Source organism: Magnetospirillum sp. LM-5 (assembly GCF_902729445.1).
Taxonomy (GTDB): domain Bacteria; phylum Pseudomonadota; class Alphaproteobacteria; order Rhodospirillales; family Magnetospirillaceae; genus Magnetospirillum.
The window spans coordinates 84,643-104,568 of record NZ_CACVCE010000072.1 but is presented as its reverse complement, the minus strand read 5'-3'; the positions used below and the strand labels follow the sequence as shown (position 1 = coordinate 104,568).

Annotated in this window: 19 protein-coding genes; 6 read left to right on the top strand and 13 right to left on the bottom strand. The window is 66.5% G+C overall.

All coding sequences use genetic code 11. From position 1 onward, the window contains the following. Positions 1-20 precede the first annotated feature (20 nt). Both MTBLM5_RS17630 and MTBLM5_RS17625 read left to right on the top strand, forming a co-directional pair. Positions 21-689, top strand: coding sequence for a HugZ family protein (locus MTBLM5_RS17630; protein ID WP_173977355.1), 669 nt, complete (start codon positions 21-23; stop codon positions 687-689). Positions 690-882: 193 nt separating this feature from the next. After that, positions 883-2,727 (top strand): phosphoenolpyruvate carboxykinase (GTP), encoded by a 1,845-nt coding sequence (locus MTBLM5_RS17625; RefSeq protein ID WP_173977354.1) that lies wholly within the window; start codon positions 883-885, stop codon positions 2,725-2,727. Between the two features lie 49 nt (positions 2,728-2,776). Here the strand turns inward: MTBLM5_RS17625 and MTBLM5_RS17620 are convergent, their stop codons facing one another. Beyond that, positions 2,777-3,064 carry an ATPase inhibitor subunit zeta gene (locus tag MTBLM5_RS17620; RefSeq protein WP_173977353.1) on the bottom strand — a complete coding sequence of 96 codons (288 nt, stop codon included), beginning with the start codon at positions 3,062-3,064 and terminating at the stop codon, positions 2,777-2,779. Between the two features lie 147 nt (positions 3,065-3,211). Here MTBLM5_RS17620 and lepA point away from each other — a divergent pair, with 147 nt between their 5' ends. Beyond that, a complete protein-coding gene (lepA, locus tag MTBLM5_RS17615) occupies positions 3,212-5,014 on the top strand; it encodes a translation elongation factor 4 (protein WP_173977352.1) in 1,803 nt (600 codons plus the stop codon). Between the two features lie 301 nt (positions 5,015-5,315). Here the strand turns inward: lepA and MTBLM5_RS17610 are convergent, their stop codons facing one another. The 6 genes from MTBLM5_RS17610 to MTBLM5_RS17585 form a co-directional block, all read right to left on the bottom strand. Further along, a complete protein-coding gene (locus tag MTBLM5_RS17610) occupies positions 5,316-5,873 on the bottom strand; it encodes a hypothetical protein (RefSeq protein ID WP_173977351.1) in 558 nt (185 codons plus the stop codon). A gap of 44 nt (positions 5,874-5,917) precedes the next feature. Further along, positions 5,918-6,604, bottom strand: a complete 687-nt coding sequence (locus tag MTBLM5_RS17605; protein WP_173977350.1) for a c-type cytochrome — start codon at positions 6,602-6,604, stop codon at positions 5,918-5,920. 274 nt (positions 6,605-6,878) lie between these two features. Then, a complete protein-coding gene (locus tag MTBLM5_RS17600) occupies positions 6,879-7,721 on the bottom strand; it encodes a dimethyl sulfoxide reductase anchor subunit (protein ID WP_173977349.1) in 843 nt (280 codons plus the stop codon). Further along, positions 7,718-8,371, bottom strand: a complete 654-nt coding sequence (locus MTBLM5_RS17595) for a 4Fe-4S dicluster domain-containing protein (protein ID WP_173977348.1) — start codon at positions 8,369-8,371, stop codon at positions 7,718-7,720. The genes MTBLM5_RS17600 and MTBLM5_RS17595 overlap by 4 nt, the downstream gene beginning before the upstream one ends. After that, positions 8,368-9,240 carry a formate dehydrogenase accessory sulfurtransferase FdhD gene (gene fdhD / locus MTBLM5_RS17590; RefSeq protein WP_173977347.1) on the bottom strand — a complete coding sequence of 291 codons (873 nt, stop codon included), beginning with the start codon at positions 9,238-9,240 and terminating at the stop codon, positions 8,368-8,370. Before fdhD ends, MTBLM5_RS17595 begins: the two co-directional genes overlap by 4 nt. Then, a complete protein-coding gene (locus tag MTBLM5_RS17585) occupies positions 9,237-11,999 on the bottom strand; it encodes a molybdopterin-dependent oxidoreductase (RefSeq protein ID WP_173977346.1) in 2,763 nt (920 codons plus the stop codon). The genes fdhD and MTBLM5_RS17585 overlap by 4 nt, the downstream gene beginning before the upstream one ends. Positions 12,000-12,317: 318 nt before the next feature. On the opposite strand from MTBLM5_RS17585, the gene paaX reads away from it, so the two are divergent. From paaX to MTBLM5_RS17570, 3 genes are read left to right on the top strand one after another with little or no spacing between them, the layout of a single operon-like run. Further along, positions 12,318-13,238 (top strand): phenylacetic acid degradation operon negative regulatory protein PaaX, encoded by a 921-nt coding sequence (paaX, locus tag MTBLM5_RS17580; protein ID WP_173977345.1) that lies wholly within the window; start codon positions 12,318-12,320, stop codon positions 13,236-13,238. 11 nt (positions 13,239-13,249) lie between these two features. After that, a complete protein-coding gene (locus tag MTBLM5_RS17575; protein ID WP_173977344.1) occupies positions 13,250-13,732 on the top strand; it encodes a DUF2478 domain-containing protein in 483 nt (160 codons plus the stop codon). 3 nt (positions 13,733-13,735) lie between these two features. Further along, positions 13,736-14,203, top strand: coding sequence for a GNAT family N-acetyltransferase (locus MTBLM5_RS17570; RefSeq protein WP_173977343.1), 468 nt, complete (start codon positions 13,736-13,738; stop codon positions 14,201-14,203). 15 nt (positions 14,204-14,218) lie between these two features. Here MTBLM5_RS17570 and MTBLM5_RS17565 read toward each other — a convergent pair whose 3' ends face one another. Genes MTBLM5_RS17565 through MTBLM5_RS17540 form a run of 6 tightly spaced genes read right to left on the bottom strand, consistent with a single transcriptional unit; the run spans position 14,219 to position 19,920 of the window. Further along, the gene (locus tag MTBLM5_RS17565; protein WP_173977342.1) at positions 14,219-14,791 is read right to left on the bottom strand and encodes a peroxidase-related enzyme; all 573 of its coding nucleotides are present in this window, start codon (positions 14,789-14,791) and stop codon (positions 14,219-14,221) included. A 1-nt stretch (position 14,792) separates the two neighbouring features. Continuing rightward, positions 14,793-15,251, bottom strand: coding sequence for a PaaI family thioesterase (locus tag MTBLM5_RS17560; RefSeq protein ID WP_173977341.1), 459 nt, complete (start codon positions 15,249-15,251; stop codon positions 14,793-14,795). A 3-nt stretch (positions 15,252-15,254) separates the two neighbouring features. Further along, positions 15,255-16,073 carry a universal stress protein gene (locus tag MTBLM5_RS17555; RefSeq protein WP_173977340.1) on the bottom strand — a complete coding sequence of 273 codons (819 nt, stop codon included), beginning with the start codon at positions 16,071-16,073 and terminating at the stop codon, positions 15,255-15,257. A 14-nt stretch (positions 16,074-16,087) separates the two neighbouring features. Continuing rightward, a complete protein-coding gene (locus MTBLM5_RS17550; RefSeq protein ID WP_173977339.1) occupies positions 16,088-17,227 on the bottom strand; it encodes an acyl-CoA dehydrogenase family protein in 1,140 nt (379 codons plus the stop codon). Then, positions 17,224-18,411, bottom strand: coding sequence for an acetyl-CoA C-acetyltransferase (locus MTBLM5_RS17545; protein WP_173977338.1), 1,188 nt, complete (start codon positions 18,409-18,411; stop codon positions 17,224-17,226). The genes MTBLM5_RS17550 and MTBLM5_RS17545 overlap by 4 nt, the downstream gene beginning before the upstream one ends. Positions 18,412-18,423: 12 nt before the next feature. Continuing rightward, the gene (locus MTBLM5_RS17540; RefSeq protein ID WP_173977337.1) at positions 18,424-19,920 is read right to left on the bottom strand and encodes an aldehyde dehydrogenase family protein; all 1,497 of its coding nucleotides are present in this window, start codon (positions 19,918-19,920) and stop codon (positions 18,424-18,426) included. Positions 19,921-19,926: the final 6 nt, after the last annotated feature.

The window sequence follows — 19,926 nt, the reverse complement described above, 5'->3', positions numbered from 1 at the left end:
AAGTCTGCCAGTGATGCCCGATGATCAAAGACCCGGTGAATGACGAAGGTCAACTGCCCGCCGACAACCGCCTGGCCTTGCGCCGGGTGGTGCGGGCCGGCCGCAAGGCTGCGCTGGGCACATTGATGGGCGGCGCGCCCTATTGCTCGCTGGTGACCGTGGCGGTCGACCCAATGCTGGCGCCCTTGCTGCTGCTGTCGGGTCTGTCCGACCACACCCGCAATATCCTGGCCGATTCCAGGGTGTCCTTGTTGTTCGACGGCACCGACGGGCTGGCCAATCCGCAGACCGGGCCGCGCGTCACTCTGATCGGCCGGGCCCAGCCCAGCGCCGACCCGCAGGACCGCGCCCGCTTCCTGGCCCTGCATCCCGGCGCGGCGCTTTACGCCGGCTTCGCCGATTTCGGCCTGTGGCGGGTGGTGCCCGAGCGGGTCCACTTCGTCGGCGGCTTCGGCCGGGCGGTGTGGTTCGACGCCCCGTTCGGGTTGGACCCGGACCAGGCGACGGCTGTGGCGGGATGCGAAGCCCCCACACTGGCGGATGGCTGGCAGGTGGTGGGAACCGACATCGACGGGGCCGACCTGAGACGCGGGGAATCCTTTGTCCGCCTGGCTTTCGAGCGTCCCGTGGCCACCCGCGAGCAGGCCCTTCAAGCGACCCTTGCCGGGTGGGAACGCCTGCCCCGCTAAATTGGCGGGCATCCGATACAGCATTCTCATTGCCCCTGACACGCCTTATCGCTATCTTCGCGTCCTCTTCGGGGCTAAAGGCGCGATGTAAGGCGCCCGTTTCGGGGGTCATCCCACCGACCAGGCCCGCTCTCGGGCGGACACCGGCCAGCGCGGTACGGCCTCCATCTATAAGGGATGGAGATAGGTGATCATGAGCAAACACGGTATTCCCGGCGGAACCACGATCAATGCCAGCTTGCTGGCCTGGATCGACGAAATGGCCCGGCTGTGCAAGCCGGACAGCATCCATATCTGCGACGGTTCCCAGGCGGAGTACGACGCGCTGTGCGGGCAGATGGTCGAAGCCGGAACGATGATTCGGCTGAACGACGCCAAGCGTCCCAATTCGTATCTGTGCCGGTCCGACCCGCGCGACGTCGCCCGTGTCGAGGACCGCACCTTCATCTGCTCGGCCACCAAGGCCGAGGCCGGTCCGACCAACAATTGGGTCGCGCCCGCCGAGATGAAGGAACGGATGGGCAAGCTGTATGACGGCTGCATGAAGGGCCGCACCATGTATGTGGTGCCGTTCTCGATGGGGCCGCTGGGGTCGAACATCGCCCATATCGGCGTGCAGATCACCGATTCGGCCTATGCGGTCGTCAACATGCGCATCATGACCCGCATGGGCCAGGCGGTGCTGGAGCTGCTGGGCAAGGACGGCCACTTCGTCAAGTGCCTGCACTCGGTCGGCGCGCCCTTGGCCGATGGTGCCAAGGACGTGGTTTGGCCGTGCAACCCCGAGAACATCACCATCAGCCATTTCCCGGAAGAGCGGGCGATCTGGTCCTATGGCTCGGGTTACGGCGGCAACGCGCTGTTGGGCAAGAAGTGCTTCGCGCTGCGCATCGCCTCGACCATGGGCCGTGACGAGGGCTGGCTGGCCGAGCACATGCTGATCGTCGGCGTCGAGAACCCCCAGGGCGAGAAGACCTATGTCGCCGCCGCCTTCCCGTCGGCCTGCGGCAAGACCAACTTCGCCATGCTGCAGCCCCCCAAGGGCTTCGACGGCTGGAAGATCTGGACCGTCGGTGACGACATCGCCTGGATCAAGCCCGGTGCGGACGGCAAGTTCTACGCCATCAACCCGGAAGCCGGCTTCTTCGGCGTGGCGCCCGGCACCGGTGCCGACACCAACGCCAATGCCATGGCCGCCTGCGCCGCCAACTCGATCTTCACCAACGTCGCACTCACCGACGATGGCGACGTGTGGTGGGAAGGCATGACCAAGGACAAGCCGGCCCATCTGATCGACTGGAAGGGTCGCGACTGGACCCCTGACTCGACCGAGCCGGCGGCGCATCCCAATGCCCGCTTCACCGCTCCGGTCAGCCAGTGCCCGTCGGTCGATCCCGATTGGGAAAATCCGGCCGGCGTGCCGATCTCGGCCTTCATCTTCGGCGGTCGCCTGTCGAAGACCATGCCGCTGGTCTATCAGTCGTTCAACTGGACCCACGGCGTCTATCTGGCCGCCACCATGGGTTCCGAGGCCACCGCCGCCGCCGTCGGCCAGGCCGCCATCCGCCGCGACCCCTTCGCCATGCTGCCGTTCTGCGGCTACAACATGGCGGATTATTTCACCCATTGGCTGGAAATGGGCCGCAAGGTCTCGAACCCGCCGCCGATCTTCCGCGTCAACTGGTTCCGCAAGGGTCCGGACGGCAAGTTCATGTGGCCGGGCTACGGCGACAACATGCGCGTGCTGAAGTGGATCACCGACCGCGTCAACGGCCATGCCCAGGGCGTCGAAAGCCCGTTCGGCTTCGTGCCGACCTATGACGACGTCGAATGGAACGGCCTGGACTATGCCCAGGACAAGTTCCACGACCTGATGACCATCGAGCGCGAGGATGGCGTCGCCGAGGCGCGCAGCCAGGAGGAACTGTTCGACAAGTTCCTCGATCGCCTGCCGAAGGAGTTCGTCTACGAGCGCGAGCTGCTGAAGTCGCGCCTGTGGCGGTCGCCGGCGGTGTGGCAGCTGGCTTCCGAGCTGTGATAACGAAAACCCCCGCCGGAAACGGCGGGGGTTTTTTCGTGCACGGCAGCTATTTCTTGTCGCCCTCGTGATGCAGCTGCTTCTTCGCTTCCTGCACCAGATGGGCCAGCTTGTCCTTGATCTCGTGCAGGGACACCTTGCCCTTCAGATCGGACAGAAGGTGGCGGGCCACCGGCTCGTCGTCGGGGGCGCCGTCGTGGCGGTGCGCCAGGTCGTGGGCGTAATCCTGGGCGGCCTGGCCGATCAGCCCCAGCAACTCCGCCGCCCACAGCCCGGCCATGCGGTTGCGCCGCCGGGTGACGTGCGGATCGGTCTTGGCGGTGTCGTCGGGCTGCATCGGTCGCGCTCCTTGGCCTGATACCCTGATCCTACCCCGGAAGAGGCAGCCGCGAAAGCGCGCAACCTGCATGCGCGGGCTTCCAAAACCGCCCTGCACAGACTATGGTCCCGCCCAAACCCTTGAAAGGCTGTCGAACGCCCGCCCATGACCAAGCTCTCGCACATCCGCAACTTCGCCATCATCGCCCATATCGACCACGGCAAGTCGACCCTGGCCGACCGTCTGATCCAGACCTGCGGCGCCATCGAGGCGCGCGAGATGAAGGAACAGATCCTGGACTCGATGGATATCGAGCGCGAGCGCGGCATTACCATCAAGGCCCAGACGGTGCGGCTGGATTACACCGCCAGCGACGGCAAGACCTATCAGTTGAACCTGATGGACACCCCCGGCCACGTCGATTTCGCCTATGAGGTCAGCCGCTCGCTGGCCGCCTGCGAGGGCTCGATCCTGGTGGTCGATGCATCCCAAGGCGTCGAGGCCCAGACCCTGGCCAACGTCTATCACGCCCTGGATGCCGGCCACGAGATCGTGCCGGTCCTGAACAAGATCGACCTGCCCGCCGCCGAGCCCGAGCGCATCAAGCAGCAGATCGAGGACGTCATCGGCCTGGATGCCTCGGAAGCGGTGATGATCTCGGCCAAGTCGGGCTTGGGCATCGGCGACGTGCTGGAAGCCCTGGTCAAGCGCCTGCCGGCCCCCGAGGGCGAGATCGACGCGCCCTTGCAGGCCCTGCTGGTGGATTCGTGGTACGACGCCTATCTGGGCGTCATCATCCTGGTGCGCATCAAGAACGGCGTTCTGAAGCGCGGCCAGAAGATCCGCATGATGGCGACGGGTGCTGCCTATGAAGTCGATCAGGTCGGCTATTTCACGCCGAAGATGATCCGCTGCAGCGACCTGCGCCCCGGCGAGATGGGCTTCATCACCGCCGGCATCAAGGCGGTGGCCGACACCAAGGTCGGCGACACCATCACCGACGACAAGAAGCCGGCCGCCGAGGCGCTTCCGGGCTTCAAGCCATCGATCCCGGTGGTGTGGTGCGGCCTGTTCCCCATCGACGCCGCCGATTACGAGGATCTGCGCGATTCCTTGGGCAAGCTGCGCCTGAACGACGCCAGCTTCCAGTACGAGCCCGAGACCTCGGCCGCGCTGGGTTTCGGCTTCCGCTGCGGCTTCTTGGGCCTGCTGCACCTGGAAATCATCCAGGAGCGCCTGGAGCGCGAGTTCAATCTGGACCTGATCACCACCGCGCCCAGCGTGGTCTACAAGATCTTCCTGACCGACGGCACGGTGATGGATCTGCACAATCCGGCCGACATGCCCGATGTCGGCCGCATCGACCATGTGGAAGAGCCGTGGATCAAGGCCACCATCATGGTGCCCGACGATTATCTGGGCTCGATCCTGCAATTGTGCACCGAACGGCGCGGCCAGCAGATCGACCTGACCTATGCCGGCAACCGCGCCATGGCGGTCTACAAGCTGCCGCTGAACGAGGTGGTGTTCGACTTCTACGACCGCCTGAAGTCCATCAGCCGCGGCTATGCCAGCTTCGATTACGAGATGGATTGCTATACCGAAAGCGATCTGGTCAAGACCTCGATCCTGGTCAATGCCGAGCCGGTCGACGCCCTGGCCTTCATCGTCCACCGCGCCAACGCCGAAAGCCGGGGCCGTGCCATCTGCACCCGGCTGAAGGAACTGATTCCGCGCCAGATGTTCCAGATCGCCATCCAGGCGGCGATCGGAGGCCGCATCGTCGCGCGCGAGACCATCAGCGCGCTCAGGAAGGACGTGCTGGCCAAGTGCTATGGCGGCGACGTCAGCCGCAAGCGCAAGCTGTTGGACAAGCAGAAGGAAGGCAAGAAGCGCATGCGGCAGTTCGGCAAGGTCGAAATCCCGCAATCGGCCTTCCTGGCCGCCTTGAAGATGGGTGACGATTAGGGGGGCGTGAAAAAGTCCCTCGGCTTTGCCTCGGTGTACTTTTCCCCGGTTCTTGTTGGCAAACCCGTGCTCAAGCAAGCTTTCCGCGCGGGTTCCCGTTGTTTTCCCGCCATGAAGCGAGCCTAGCTCGCATCATGGCGGCTGCGGTTTTGCCAGGCTTGCGACCCAATGGGTCGGAATCCTGACAAAACAACAAATGCGGAAAATAGGCGTAGGGCCGCCCCAAGCCTATTTTCCTCCTTATGGAATCAACGTGAAAAAGTACACCGAGCGAAGCGAGGGACTTTTTCACGAACTGTACTTACCGGCACGGCCGGTTGGGGTCCTTGGCATCGCACAGATCGACGGCGTTCATATAGGCGACCCATTCCGCCAACTCGGCCGCCGACACCGGGACGGTGCCTTGGGCGAACGGCTCGCCGCGCCAGGCCCGGCTGACCACGTAAAAGGCGTCCTTGCCCCGCACCACGAAGTAAAGGGTCATGCTGCCGCGCCCATCGCCCTTGTAGCGGCCGCAGGCGACGGTGCGGCTGCCGGCCTCGCGGCCGCCGACCATCCCTAAGCTGGACGGCCCGGCCGAGGCCTGCTCGCACACCTGGCTGGTCTTGGTGACCACGGTATCCAGGAAGGCCTGCGCCGTCAGCGGCGTGCCGCGAAAGGCCTGGATGGTGGCGCGCCGGGTCCAGGATTCGGCGGCTTCGTTTCCGGGGATCAGTTCGGTGGTTTCGCCGTTGCGGTCGGCTAGGCTGACGATCACCTTCCAGCCCGGCAATTGCGGCACCTGCAGCTTTTCCGCCGCCCCGGCGGGCAAGCTCGCTAAAGTCAGTCCCAGCACCCCGATCGACAATATGCGACGCATCAGCCGGCCCCTTTCCGTTCGGGGTCCAGTGTGGCGGCTTGGCCCTAATCGTCAAGCACCGAGATGTGGGCCCAGATGTTCTTCCAATCCTCGGCCGATTTGGGGCGGATCAGTTCGTCGACATCCTCGTGCTTGCGCATGTTCGACAGGAACAAGGTGATCTGGGCCTGCAGATACTTCATGTGCTGCTGGGCCAGGGGCGGCTTCTTCACCCGGCCCTGGCCGTCGCGGGCGTGGCATTCCAGGCAATCGGCCTCGTAAAGCTTGCGGCCCTTGTCGACGTCACCGGGCTCGCGCGGGATCTGCACCGCCTGCTTGGCCAGCTTCAGGCGCTCGAAGGCGTCCATCTTGACCTCGTCTGACGGCGGATGCTTGGGCGGCTTGATGGTCGCCAGATAGTGCGACACGTCCAGCACGTCCTTTTCCGGCAGTTCGCGGTCGTTGGCATAGGGATACATCGGGATGTTTTCGCGCGTGCGCGTCTTGAAGGCGCGCAACTGTTCGGCCAGATAGTCGGGATGCATGCCGGAAATGCGCGGATAGACGCCGCCGCCGCCGCCCTCGCCATACTCGCCGTGGCAGGCGGCGCAGGTGCGCATGATCTCGCGGCCGTTATCGATGTCGAAATTCCAGATCTTGCCGCCGGGAAGCGTCACCGGCGCCGGCGCGGTTTGCGCCGCCGCCGCGCCCGCCGCCAACGACGCCATCAAAGCCAACACAACCGCGCGCATTGCCGTACCTCGAAACGAAAAACGGGACCGGCCGAATGTCGCCGATCCCGTCTTACTCAACCTTGAGCGCGGTCAATTGCATGAATGCGGCCCGTGGCCGGGCCCGCTCAGACGCCCCCGCTCGTCATGGCCGGGCTTGGCCCGGCCATCCACGTCAATCCGCAGGAAAGGCGTTGGAAACAGGGCGCCAGGCAGCACCGCGTGGATACCCGCGTCAAGCGCGGGTATGACGAGCGAGGCGAGATGGCGTTCCCCGTGTGATTGCGTCTGTGCCCTAATGCGGCTGGACCAGGCGGCTGGAATCGCGGCCGCGGACCGGGGTGCGCGGCACCCGGGCGCCACGGTTGAAGGCCGCCTTGGTGACCATGATCACCTTCAAGCCCCAGCCGGTCAGCACCGCCAGCAGACCGCCGGCCATGGCCGCCGGGCCTGAGCCGAAGGCGCCCACCAGCAACAGCACCATCGACACCCAGCGCATCGCCTGCAGCACGCGGACCTCGGGGCGAACGAACCATTCCAGCGTGCCCTCGGGGGCACGATCGCGCTTCAGGGCCTGGCGATAGGCCTCGCGCGCCGCCTCGCGGGCGATGGCCATGGCCAGGGCCGCCGACACCATCATCGGCGCCGGCTCGCCCAGCACCAGGAACAGGCCGGTGCCCTCGGCCGCCGCCGTCATCAAGATCAGCGGCACGGTGCGGACATGCGACCAGGCCGGAATGGCTTTGGCGGCCCTTAAGATTCGCGCCTGGCAATAGACGAAGCCGATGGCGAAGAACACCGCCACCGCCAGCAGCAGCGGCTGGTCGAACCACCAGAACCCGGCGCCCGCCGCCATCAGCGGCGCCGCCAGGATGCCTTCCCGGGTCATCCACGAGGTCTGGGGATGGAAGAACACATGAAGCGCGCGCCATGGCTTGCCGATTTCCAGCCACACCATCGACAGGCCCAGCCCGACAAAGGCCAGGCCGGCCAGCAGCGGAATGGTGACGTCCAGGCCCAACAGCCAGCCCAGGCCCGAGGCGACCACCAAGCCGGTGCCGGTGCCGCCGCCGATGAAGTTGGCCGCGGCGCGCAAATCCCAATAGCGCTGCAGCCTGGCGGTGATCATCTGCTTCATGGTGCCCCCTTGTCCCAAAGATAATAGAAGCCGGGGCCGGTGCCCTCTTCCTCGTGTTGGCGGAAATATTTGTTGGTCTTGATCAGCTGCGAGACGTCGCTGTCGGGGTCGTGCAGATCGCCGAAGCGCAGCGCGCCCGAGATGCAGCCCTGGACGCAGGCCGGCGTCGCCTCCATGTCGCGGCCGGGCACCAGGCCCTTGGCCAGGCCGGCATCGATGCGGTCGATGCAGAAGGTGCATTTCGACACCACGCCATCGAACTCGGCCGGATTGCTGCGGGCCTGGTCGGCGGCATTGGCCTCGCCATAGGAATAGGCCAGATCCTCGACCTTGAAACGGGCGTCGTAGGGGCAGGCCATGATGCAGTACGAACAGCCGATGCACAGGTCGTAATCGATGGTGACCAGGCCGTCGGCCCGCTTGCCCGTCGCGGTCGAGGGACACACCTCCATGCAGGGCGGCTTGTCGCAGTGATTGCACCCCGTCGGCAGGAAGACGCGGCTGACGTCGGGATATTCGCCGGCCTCGATGTCCAGCACGCGGCGCCATTGCACGCCGACGGGAGTGCCGTTGTTCTCCTTGCAGGCGGCGGTGCAGGTCTGGCAGCCGACGCACCGGCGCAGGTCGGCGACCATCACATAGCGGGTCATCGAATTTCTCCCCGTTCAGCCGGCAGGCGCCAGGCGTGGGAATAGACGGTGTGGCGGCCCTGGCGGGCGAAGCCGACAAGGGTGACGTTCAGCTCGAGCGCGGTGCGGATGGCCAGGGCGGTGGGGGCCGACACCGCCACCAGCATGCCGCACCCCGAGGCGGCGGCCTTTTGCACCATCTCATAGCTGGCGCGGCTGGTGACCAGCATGGCGCCCTGGCCGGCATCCTGCCCGGCCTGGGCCAAGGCACCCGCCAGCTTGTCCAGGGCGTTGTGGCGGCCGACATCCTCGCGCACATGGTGCAATTGGCCCATGGCATCGATCCAGCCGGCGGCATGGGCCGCCCCGGTCATGCCCTGCAGCGATTGACGGGCGGCCAGCCGGTTCAGCGCCACCGCCAGCCGGTCGGGCCGGAAACAGGTGTCGGCGGCGACCGGCCGGATGTCACGGAACACCTGATCCAGGCTGTCGGTGCCGCACAGGCCGCAGCCGGTGCGTCCGGCCAGCGACCGGCGGCGTTCCTTCAGTCGGGCGAAGCAGCGCCCGGTAATGTCCAGGCGGACGCGGATGCCCCGCTCCACGGTCTCGATGGCGATGTCGGTGATGTCGCGCACGTGATCGACCAGCCCCTCGGTCAGCGAGAAGCCGATGGCGAAATCCTCGAGATCGGCCGGGCTGGCCAGCATCACCGCGTGGGCGAGGCCGTTATATTCCAGGCTGACCGGCACTTCTTCGGCCACCCAATCCTGGCAGGCTTCCAGGCGGCCGTCGGCCCAGCGCTCGACATCGGTCGAGGCCAGCGTCGGGGCCGGCTGCTCGGGCCCAAAGGCGGGGGGCTGGCTGGGGCGCTCGATGCGGGTCTTGATCATCGGGCGTCCTCCGCCAGCGGGCCGTCGACCTTGGTCACCGACACCCGGACCAGATCGGCGCCCGATCCGGTGGCGTCGGTCAGTTCCATCGACAGCGGGATCACCTTGTTGAGCGACGGGAAGTTCAGGTCCTTGGCGTAAGGCGTCTTCCAGTGGGCGTACTGGCCCTGGACGACGATGGTGTCGGGGCGGCAGCCCTGGACCAGGGCGGCCTTGCCTCGGGTGAAGGAAATCGGCGAGCGCACCTCGACCCAGTCGCCGGCCTTGATGCCCAGCTTCTTGGCGGCTTTGGCATTCATCACCACCGAGCCGTGGCCGCGCAGGTTCTGCGCCACCTCGTTCATCAAGGGGATGCCGGCATTATTGCCGGTGGTATAAGGCATCGATTTGGTGGTGACCGCCCAGAACGGGTAATCGTCGGGATGGCCGCCCAGGTCGCGGGTCGATTTCAGCCAATGGTGCGGCACGTCGTGCCAGGTCGGCAGCGCCTGGTATTCCTTGAGCTGGGTGTCCCACCAATGGATGTCGTGTTCGTGCAGGCGCCGGCCCAGCTCGATGCCGGCCTTCAGCAGCCGTTCCTGATAGGGCATCTCGAAGCGCAGGCCCTGGTCTTCCATGGTCGGCAGCAGGTACCAGTCCTTCTTCTCGAAGGGCACCACGAACAGGCCGTGGGTCTTCAGCCAGGCCAGATCCTTGACGTCGGCGCCGTCGGTCAGCTCGTGGGTCGCGGCCTTACACACTGCGTCCCAGATGGTATCGACGTCGTGCACCTGATCGATGGGCAGGGAATAGTCGTAATGCTCGCGCTTCAGGGGAACCAGGGCGGCGCCCCGGTTGATGGCGGTGTTATAGGCCTCCAGCAGGCCGGCGCGGCGGCAGATCTCGGTGGTGATCCAGGTGAAGTCACGGGCCTGCCCTTGCGGTTCGACCGCCGGCTGGCGCAGGATGATGCCGGCATGTTCCCAATGCTGCTCGACGAACTTGGTGCCGCCGACGCGGATGATCTGGGTGCTTTCCAGATCGGTGGCGTCGGGCAGCAAGATGTCGGCCATGTGGTTGGTTTCGTCCATGGTATAGGCGAAGGCCACCACGAACGGCATCTTGGCCATGTTCTCGATGATCTGGTCGGTGTCCCAGAACGAGATGGCCGGATTGGTGCGGAAGGCGAACCACAGATCGGGCGGGTTGGGCTTGGCCCATTCCTTCGGCGCGTCCTTCAGGAACATCCAGGCCAGGTGGGTCGGCCCCAGGGCCTGGGCCCACGACGAATCGCCGACGATGGGGATCAGCGGCTTGTGGGCGTTACGCCCGGTCGGCTTGTCGGCCCATTTCCCCTTGCCCGTGGGGTTCAGCTTGTTGGCCATGAAGCCGTCCTCGCCCGGCTTGACCGAGGCCAGGCGGTTCTCGTGCGGGCGGTTCAGCCGGACCGTGGTCCCCAGGGTGCCGCCGGGCACTTCCAGGGCTCCGACCAGGCAGGCCAGCATGGTGCGCGCCCAGCAGCATTCAAACGCGCCCCAGCCGTTATTGACGGTCTTGCCCAGCGTGATCGCCACCGGGCGGAAGGGCAGGGTGCGCCCGCCCACCACGATGGTCTCGCCGATGCAGGCATTGTCCAGGAACTCGGTGGCGACGTGGCGAATGGTGCCGGCCGGCACGTCGCACACCTCGGCCGCCCATTCCGGGGTATAGGGGCGCATGGTGTCGCCCATCACCTGGAAGGCCGAGCGGGCGGCGACGTGGTCGTAAGCGATGCGTTCGTCGTCGGGACCGTGGGCGATGACGTTTCGCACCTCGAAGGTGCCGTCCAGCGCCGGGCGGATGCCGGGGCTGTCGTGGGGCACCGCACGTTCGCAAACCTCGTCCCACACCAGCGGCTTGCCGCTTTCAAGATCGCGCAGGTACCAGCCGTCGGGGCCGACCAGATAGGGCGAGGCGGTGCGGTCACGCAGGAAGGTCAGGTCCAGCTGGTCGCGCCTGGCCTCGTGCAGCAGCACGTGGACCATCGCCAGCATGAAGGCGGCGTCGGTCTTGGGACGGATCGGCACCCATTCGGCCGAGCAGGCCCCGGTCGGCGACAGATGGGGCTCGACCTGGATGCGCTTGATGCCGCGGATGCGGGCGTCGGCATGGCGGCGCACCGCGCACGGGCCGCCCGACACCTCGACATTGGTGCCGAACGACAAGATCAGCCGGGTCTGCACGGTGTCGGCGCAGACGGTGAAGGCGCGATGCCAGAACTCGCCGTACAGATGTTCGGAATGGACGCATTTGACGCCCTGGCCCGAGCCGAAGCTGAAATCGATGGCGCCCCAGGCGGCCAGGAAGGCCGGAAAGGTGCCCATATAGCTGGCCGGGGTGCCGCCATGGCCGAAGGTGGCGGCGACGCGCGGCATGGAATTCTCGTCCAGCTTGCCGGTGGCCTCGATGTCCTTAAGCTTGGCCGCCACCGCGTCCAGCGCCTCGTCCCACGAGATGGGCTCGAACCCCGGATCCTCGTGGCGGCCCTTCTTGGGGTTGGTCCGCCTCATCGGGGTCGTCACGCGGTCGGGGTTATAGGTCTTCTGCACCAGGCCATAGGCCTTGACGCAGGGGCGCCCGTGCGCCGGGTGGATGCCGATGGCGTCGTGGTTGGGGGCGATGGCGGTGGCGACGCCATCCTCGACCCGGACGGTCATCAGATCGGGCCCCGAGACGCAATTATAGCAATAGGACGGAACCGAGGTGACCGAATCCGGCACGGCTTTCTGCTTCAAGCTCATCCGATGACTCCTGCCGCAATGCGGCATGGGGTTTCGCACTTCTTGTTGCTGCTGACCCAAGAGACGAGTCGAAAACGTATCGGGAAGCCGAGATGTATGGCCGGCGCGGCGTAACCGCCACGAAATACGGCGTTTCGTCCTCCCCGGACGCATTATCACAGGCGTCATGTTCGCGCCATTGAGTGAAATATAATACAGAATGGCGCTTCTGGTCAATCATTCTGTATCGCAATGACGATTCCGCCGGGAATTTGAGGGATTGCGCCGGGCGAAACGGTGGGTAGGATGTGCGCCGACCCGCATCCACCCGGCCTATTGATGACCCAGGATCAAGCCGCCATCGTCGCCCGATTGCTCGACCGCCTGAAGCCGAAGGCGAAGTCGCTGATCGTTACCGTCTATGGCGACGCCATCGCCCATCACGGCGGCAATGCCTGGCTGGGCAGCGTCATCTCCCTGGTCGAGCCGCTGGGCTTGAACGAGCGCATCGTGCGGACCTCGGTGTTCCGGCTGTCGAAGGAAGAATGGCTGGTGTCCAGCCAGCTGGGCCGACGATCCTATTATCGCCTGACCGAGAGCGGCCGGCGCCGCTTCGAGGCGGCGCACGAGCGGGTCTATCGCCCATCGACCCGGCCGTGGGACGGCCGCTGGACCCTGGTGATCACCTCGGGCGCGGTGCCGGCCGGCGAGGACCGCGAGGCCCTGCGCCGTGACCTGGGCTGGCTGGGCTTCGGCCAGTTGGCGCCCGGAATCAAGATCCACCCCGATCCCGATGAAACCGCGCTGCGCTTGTTGCTGGCGGATTCGCCGGCGGCCCGCAATGCGGTGGTGATGCGGGCGGAAACCTTGGCCTTGACCGCCTCGGAAGGCCTGGGCGACATCATCCGCTCGTGCTGGGACTTGGACCGCCTGGCCGCCGATTACACCGAGTTCCTGGAAACCTTCCGGCCGGTGTGGCAGTCGTTGAAGGACGATCCCGACCTTGATCCGCAGACCTGCTTCGTGGTGCGCACGCTGCTGATGCACGGCTATCGCCGGGCCCTGCTGCGCGACCCGATGCTGCCCGACGAATTGTTGGGGGCCGACTGGCCCGGTACCGCCGCCCGCCAGCTGTGCCGCAATCTTTATCGCCTGGTCCAGGCCCCGGCCGAACAGCACCTGATGGCGGTGCTGGAAACCGCCGAAGGTCCGGTGCCCGAGGCCCATCCCAGCTATTACGCCCGTTTCGGCGGCCTGTAGGGGACGGGGCCATGAATGCGCCCATCGCCGCCATCCGCCAGGGACCGGGGGCGGCGGCGCTGTTGGCGTCGTTCGCCCATGAATTGGCGGGGCGCGGCGTGGCGGTCCGGGGCCTGATCCAGAAGCCGGGCGGCCGGCTGGTCGATCTGGCCAGCGGTCAAAGCTTTCCCATCCTGCAGAATCTGGGGACGGGCTCGAAATCCTGCCGGGTCGATCCCCGAGGCGTCGCCGAGGCGTCCGAGACCTTGCGCGCCGCCATCGCCCACGGCGCCGATCTGGTGGTGGTCAACCGCTTCGGCAAGCTGGAGGCGCACGGTCAAGGCCTGGCCGCCGAGATGCTGGCGGTGATGGCGGCGGGCATTCCGCTGCTGACCCTGCTGGACCTGGCCAACCTGGCCCGCTGGCTGGATTTCACCGGCGGACTGGGCACGGTGCTGGCGCCCGAGCGCCGGTCCGTGGAACAATGGTGGCTGGAGTTCCATCTTTCGGAGTGAGCGATGCCGACCCTGGTCCGTCTGGCCCCCGACCCCGATTCGCCCGATTCCCTGCGGCTGGCCGCCGCCATGGCGGACATTCTCAATCATGATGACGGATTGCCCCCGGGCATGAAAGTGCCGGCTGGTCAGCCGCCAGAGACCGCCGAGCACGTGCTGGCCTTCACCCGCGATTGGTGCCTGGCGCGCGCCGCCCGCTATCACGCGGTGGTCGATGACGCGGGACGGGTGATCGGCGGCGCCACCTTGTCGCGCATCAATGTCGAAGCCGGCACCGCCCGGATCGGCTGGTTCCTGGCCAGCGGATACCAGGACCGGCGGACCGCAACCGTGGCCGCTTTGTTCGGTCTGGCCCGCAAGCTGGGTCTGCGCCAGGTCGCGACCACCGCCGCGGACGGGGACCTGGCGCTGTGGCAAGACGCCGGAATCGTAGCCGACATCATCGGCAAGGATCTGGTCGGGCGGTTGTGATGGCGGCGAGGGCGGTTAGCGATCCTTGGCGTGGTAGTCGCGGTTGGGGATCATGTCCAGGCCGTGGGCCAGGCGGTTGGTGTAGTTGAAGAAGCCGACCACGTCGCAGATATCGAAAATGTCGTCGTCGGAAAATCCCACCGCCCGCAAACCATCGCGGTCGGCCTGGTCCACCTCGCGCGGGGTCTCGGTCAGCTTCCAGGCGAAATCCAGCATGGCGCGGGTGCGGGCATCCAGTTCGGCGACGCGGTAGTTCATCACCATCATCTCGCCCAGTTCGGGGTCGCCCGACAGGGCGCGCACCGCCAGGCCGTGCGCCACCAGGCAGTAATAGCAGCGGTTGGCCGACGACACGACGACGGCGATCATCTCGCGGTCCAGCTTGCTCAGGCCCGATTCGCCCAGCATCAGCTCGTTATAAAAGCGCGAGAAGGTGCCAAGCTTGGCCGGCCGGCCGGTGAAGGCGGTCAGCACGTTGGGAACCAGACCCAGCTTTTCCTTGCACTTGGCAAAGTATTTTTGGGTGTCGGCATCATAGGCGGCCGGGTCGGGCAGGGCGACGCGGACGATATGGTCGGGCTGGGGCATGTCAGCGTCCTTTGTCGTCGGGGGTGTCGGCCAGACACATCATGGTGGCAAGAACAGTGGCGACGTGGCCGCGCCGGTCGCCCTGGATGGCGTAAACATCGGCCTTGACCACCGACAGGGTGCGGCCGGGCTTGACCACCTCGGCCACCGCTTCCAGCCGCTCGCCGGCCGCCGGGTTCAAAAGGTTGATCTTCAACTCGGTGGTCAGCACGCTGGCGCCCTTGGGCATCAGCGAGAAGGCGGCGTATCCGGCGGCGGTGTCGGCCAGGGCCATGGTGGTGCCGGCATGCAGGTAACCGTGCTGCTGGCACAGATCGGGCCGATGGGCCAGCGACAAGGCGCAATGGCCGGGCTCGAGGCGGTCGATGGCGGCGCCCATGGTGGCCATCAGGGCCTGGCGGGCGAAGCTGTCCTCGCAGCGCGCCCGCCAGTCCGGGTCCTTGGGGCTAAAGCCGGCCATCCCTTAGTTCCCCATCAACACCGGCAGGGTCATGTGCTTGAGGACGTAACGGGTGCCCGAGCCGCGCAGCCGGGACAGGCCGTACTGGCCGTGCGCGCCCATCACCATCAGGTCGGCGCCCAGGTCGCAAGCCCGAGACAGCAGCATGTCCATCTTGCCGATATTCTCGTCGGGCAGATGCTCGCCGTCGGCATTGATGCCGTTGGCCTTCAGGTGATCGACGATGTCGGTCGCGGGCATGGCCGACAAAGCGTCGATGGCGGCATCGGCGGATTTGGGCCGCATCGACAGCACCGTCACCGACTTGGCCGCCTGCAGCAGGGTCAGGGAATCGTGGATGGCGCGGGTGGCCTCGCGGCCGGCATTCCATGCCACCACGCAACGCTCGGCGACGCTGGCGATTGCGCCGGCATAGGGGATCACCAGCACCGGACGGCCGCCGTTCAGGATGACCTGCTCGACCAGATCGTCGCCGACATTGGACGATTGGCTGTGGTACTGCCCCATCACCACCAGATCGAAATAGCGGGCGCAGAACACCGTCTCGCCCTCGACCATGCCGGCCTCGCCGTGCGGCAATTGCCACCAGCGGGTTTCCACCCCGGCGCCCTCGGTCAACTGGGCGAACAGCTTGGCCCCGGTCTCTTGCGCCAGGCGCAGATGGTCGCTGGCCTGGCGGGCCATGGCACTGGTCCGCTGCGGGTCGTTGCGGGCGAACAGGGCGGTCAGGCGGGCGCCGTGACGCTTGGCCAGGCCGCGCGCGACCTCGATCAGGATGCGGTCGCGCTCGCCGCCGTCCAGATGAACCAGAATATCCTTCATGGCTTGCCCCTCTTCTAATCAGCCAAAATCGCGCGGGAAATCACCAGGCGCTGGATGTCGCTGGTGCCTTCATAGATCTGACAGACCCGCACGTCGCGATAAATCCGCTCGACCGGGAAGTCGGCCAGGTAACCATAACCGCCCATGGTCTGGATGGCGGCCGAGCACACGGCCTCGGCCGTCTCGCTGGCCAGCAGCTTGGCCATGCAGGCTTCCTTCAGGCAAGGCTGGCCTGCATCGCGCAAGCTTGCCACATGCAGCACCATCTGTTCGGCCGCTTCGACCCGCATGGCCATGTCGGCCAGGCGGAAGGCCACCGCCTGATGCTCGCAGATCGGCTTGCCGAACTGGCGGCGGTCCTTGGAATAGGCCACGGCGTGATCCAGCGCCGCCCTGGCCATGCCGACAGACTGCGCGGCGATGCCCAGCCGCCCGCCTTCCAGATTGGCCAGGGCGATCTTCAAGCCCTCGCCTTCCCGGCCCAGCAGGCAATCGGCCGGGATGCGCATGTCGTCGAAGGTGATGGCGCAGGTGTCCGACGAATGCTGGCCCAGCTTTTCCTCGATGCGGGCGACGGTCCAGCCGGGCGTGTCGGTCGGCACCACGAAGGCCGACAGGCCCTTCTTGCCGGCGCTGGGGTCGGTGACGGCAAAAACGATGGCCACCTTCGCGTTCTTGCCCGAGGTGATGAATTGCTTGGCGCCGTTCAGCACGTAATGGGCATTGCCGTCCTTGACGGCGCGGGTCTTGATGGACGCGGCGTCCGATCCGGCCTCGGGCTCGGTCAGGCAGAAGCAGCCGATGGCCTCGCCCCGGGCCATGGGCCGCAGGAACCGGTCCTTCTGTTCATCGGTGCCGTAATCCAGGATCGGCTTGCAGCAGACCGAATTGTGCACGCTCATGATGGTCGAGATGGGGCCGTCGCCGGCCGCCACTTCCATGATGGCGGCGGCATAGGACACGTAATCCGTGCCGGCGCCGTCCCATTCGGGCGGCACCACCATGCCCAGGAAACCCAGCTTGCCCAACTCGGCCAATTCCTCGGCCGGGAAGCGGTGCTCGCGGTCGCGGGCGGCGGCGCCGGGGGCCAGGCGTTCGCTTGCGAAGGCGCGCGCCGTCTCGCGGATCAGGGCCTGTTCCTCGGTCAGGATCATGCAACCAGCTCCAGGCCGATGGCGGTGGCCTCGCCGCCGCCGATGCACAAACTGGCGATGCCGCGCTTCAGGCCGGCATTCTTCAGGGCGGCCAGCAAGGTGACCATGACACGGGCGCCCGAGGCCCCGATTGGGTGGCCCAGGGCGCAGGCGCCGCCATTGACGTTGACCTTGTCGTGGGGCAGGTCCAGGTCGCGCATGGCGGCCATGGTCACCACCGCGAAGGCCTCGTTGATCTCGTACAGATCGACGCTGCCGGCCGACCAGGCCAGCTTGTCCAGCAGGCGTTGGATGGCGAAGACCGGGGCGGTGGTGAACAGATTGGGGGCGTGGGCGAAGGTGGCGTGCCCGCACACCATGGCCAGCGGCGTGGCCCCCAGCGTCTCGGCCTGGCTCATGCGCATCATCACCAGGGCGGCGGCGCCGTCGGAAATCGACGAGGAATTGGCCGCCGTCACCGTGCCGCCCTCGCGGAAGGCCGGCTTCAGGGTGGGGATCTTGTCGGGCCGGGCCGATTTGGGCTGTTCGTCCTCGGCGATGATGGTGTCGCCCTTGCGGGACTTGATGGCGACGGGGGCGATCTCGCCGGCGAAGCGGCCTTCCTTCATCGCCGCCAGCGACCGGTTCAGCGAGGCGATGGCGAAGGCATCCTGGGCCTCGCGGGTGAATTGATAGGACTGGGCGCATTCCTCGGCGAAGGTGCCCATCAGCCGGCCCTTGTCATAGGCGTCTTCCAGCCCGTCCAGGAACATATGATCCAGCACCTTGCCGTGGCCCATGCGATAGCCGCCGCGCGCCTTGTCCAGCAGATAGGGCGCGTTGGACATGCTTTCCATGCCGCCGGCCACCATCACCTGGGCGGAACCGGCCATCAGCAAATCGTGGGCGAACATCGCCGCCTTCATGCCGGACCCGCACATCTTGTTGATGGTGGTGGCACCCGCCGCGTCGGGGATGCCGGCGCCGCGACTGGCTTGGCGGGCCGGGGCCTGGCCCTGGCCGGCCGGCAGCACGCAGCCCATGATCACCTCGTCGATGGCGTCGGGCCGGACGCCGGCCCGTTCCAGCGCCGCCTTGATGGCGACCGCGCCCAACTGGCTGGCGGTCAGTCCGGCCAGCTCGCCCTGGAAGCCGCCCATGGGGGTGCGGGCGAAGCCTGCGATGACGATGGGATCATGGGTCATGAGCGTCGGTCCTTAAGCCATGTTGATGATGATGGTCTTCTTGTGGGTGAAATGTTCCAGCATGGATTCCAGCGACGCCTCGCGGCCCAGGCCCGAGGTCTTGACGCCGCCATAGGACAGGTTGGGCTGGACCACCAGGTTCTGGTTGACCTGCACGAAGCCGGCTTCCAGCCGCCGGGTGGCGTCCATGGCGGTCTTCAGGTCGCGGGTCCAGATGGTGGCGGCCAGGCCGTATTCGCTGTCGTTGGCCTGCTCGATGACGCTGTCGAAATCCGTCCACTTGATGACGCAGCAGACCGGCCCGAAGATTTCTTCCCGGGCGATGCGGTCGTTGTTGGTAACCCCGGTGAAGATGCGCGGCTGCACGAACAGGCCCTTTGCCAGCTTGGGGTCGGTCGGCATGGAAGAACAGGCCAGCTCGGTCGCGCCCGCCGTGTCGCGGCCCAAAGCGATATAGGACTGGACCCGGTCGAACTGGCCGCCGGAAATGATGGTGCCGATATCGGTCTTCTCGTCCAGCGGGTCGCCCATCACCATGGCATCGACCTTGGCCTTCAGGGCGGCGACGAAGGCATCGTGGATGTCTTCATGGACGAAGATGCGCGACGCGGCGGTGCAGCTTTGGCCCTGGCGGGTGAAGCGCATGCCGACGATGGCCCCGGCCAGCGCCTTGTCGAGATCGGCGTCGGCGCAGACGATCATCGGGCTCTTGCCGCCCAGTTCCAGGGTCACCGGGATCAGCTTCTCGGCCGCCGCCTTATAGACGATGCGTCCGGTCTCGACCGAGCCGGTGAAGCTGACCTTCTTGACATCCGGGTGGGCCACCAGGGGGGCGCCGCATTCCGGGCCGAAGCCGGACAGGATGTTGAAAACGCCCGCCGGCAGTACCGAATTCATGATCTGGGTCACACGCAGCACGGTCAGGGGTGATTCCTCGGCCGACTTGACCACCACCGCATTGCCGGCGACCAGGGCCGCCGCCGCCTTCATGGCCATCAGCAAAAGCGGCACGTTCCACGGGATGATGGCGGCGACCACGCCGACCGGCTCGCGCACGGTCATGGTCATCATGTCGGGATGGAAGGGCACGGTCTCGCCCTTCAACTCGCTGCCCAGGCCGCCGAAGAAGGTGAACATGTCGGCCAGCACCCCGGCCTCGACCCGGCTTTCGGTGCGAAGCGCCTTGCCGGTCTCCAGCGCGATCAGCCGGCCCAGCTCCTCGACATGATTGGCGAGCACCCGGCCGCATTCGGCCACCAGCTTGCCGCGCCCTCGTGCCGGCAGCTTGGCCCAGCCCTTCTGCGCCGCCTTGGCGGCGGCGACGGCGGCGTTGACGTCGGCTTCGTCGCCGAAGGGGGCGGCGCCGATCTCGGCCCCGGTGGCCGGGTTGTTGACCGGGAAGGTCTTGCCCGACTTACCGGCCTGGAAGGCGCCGTCATAGAAATGCTGGCCCGACAGCGCGCGAGCCAGGGCGAAGGGATCGAGATTGGGGGTCAGGTCGAGGGTCATGGTGGG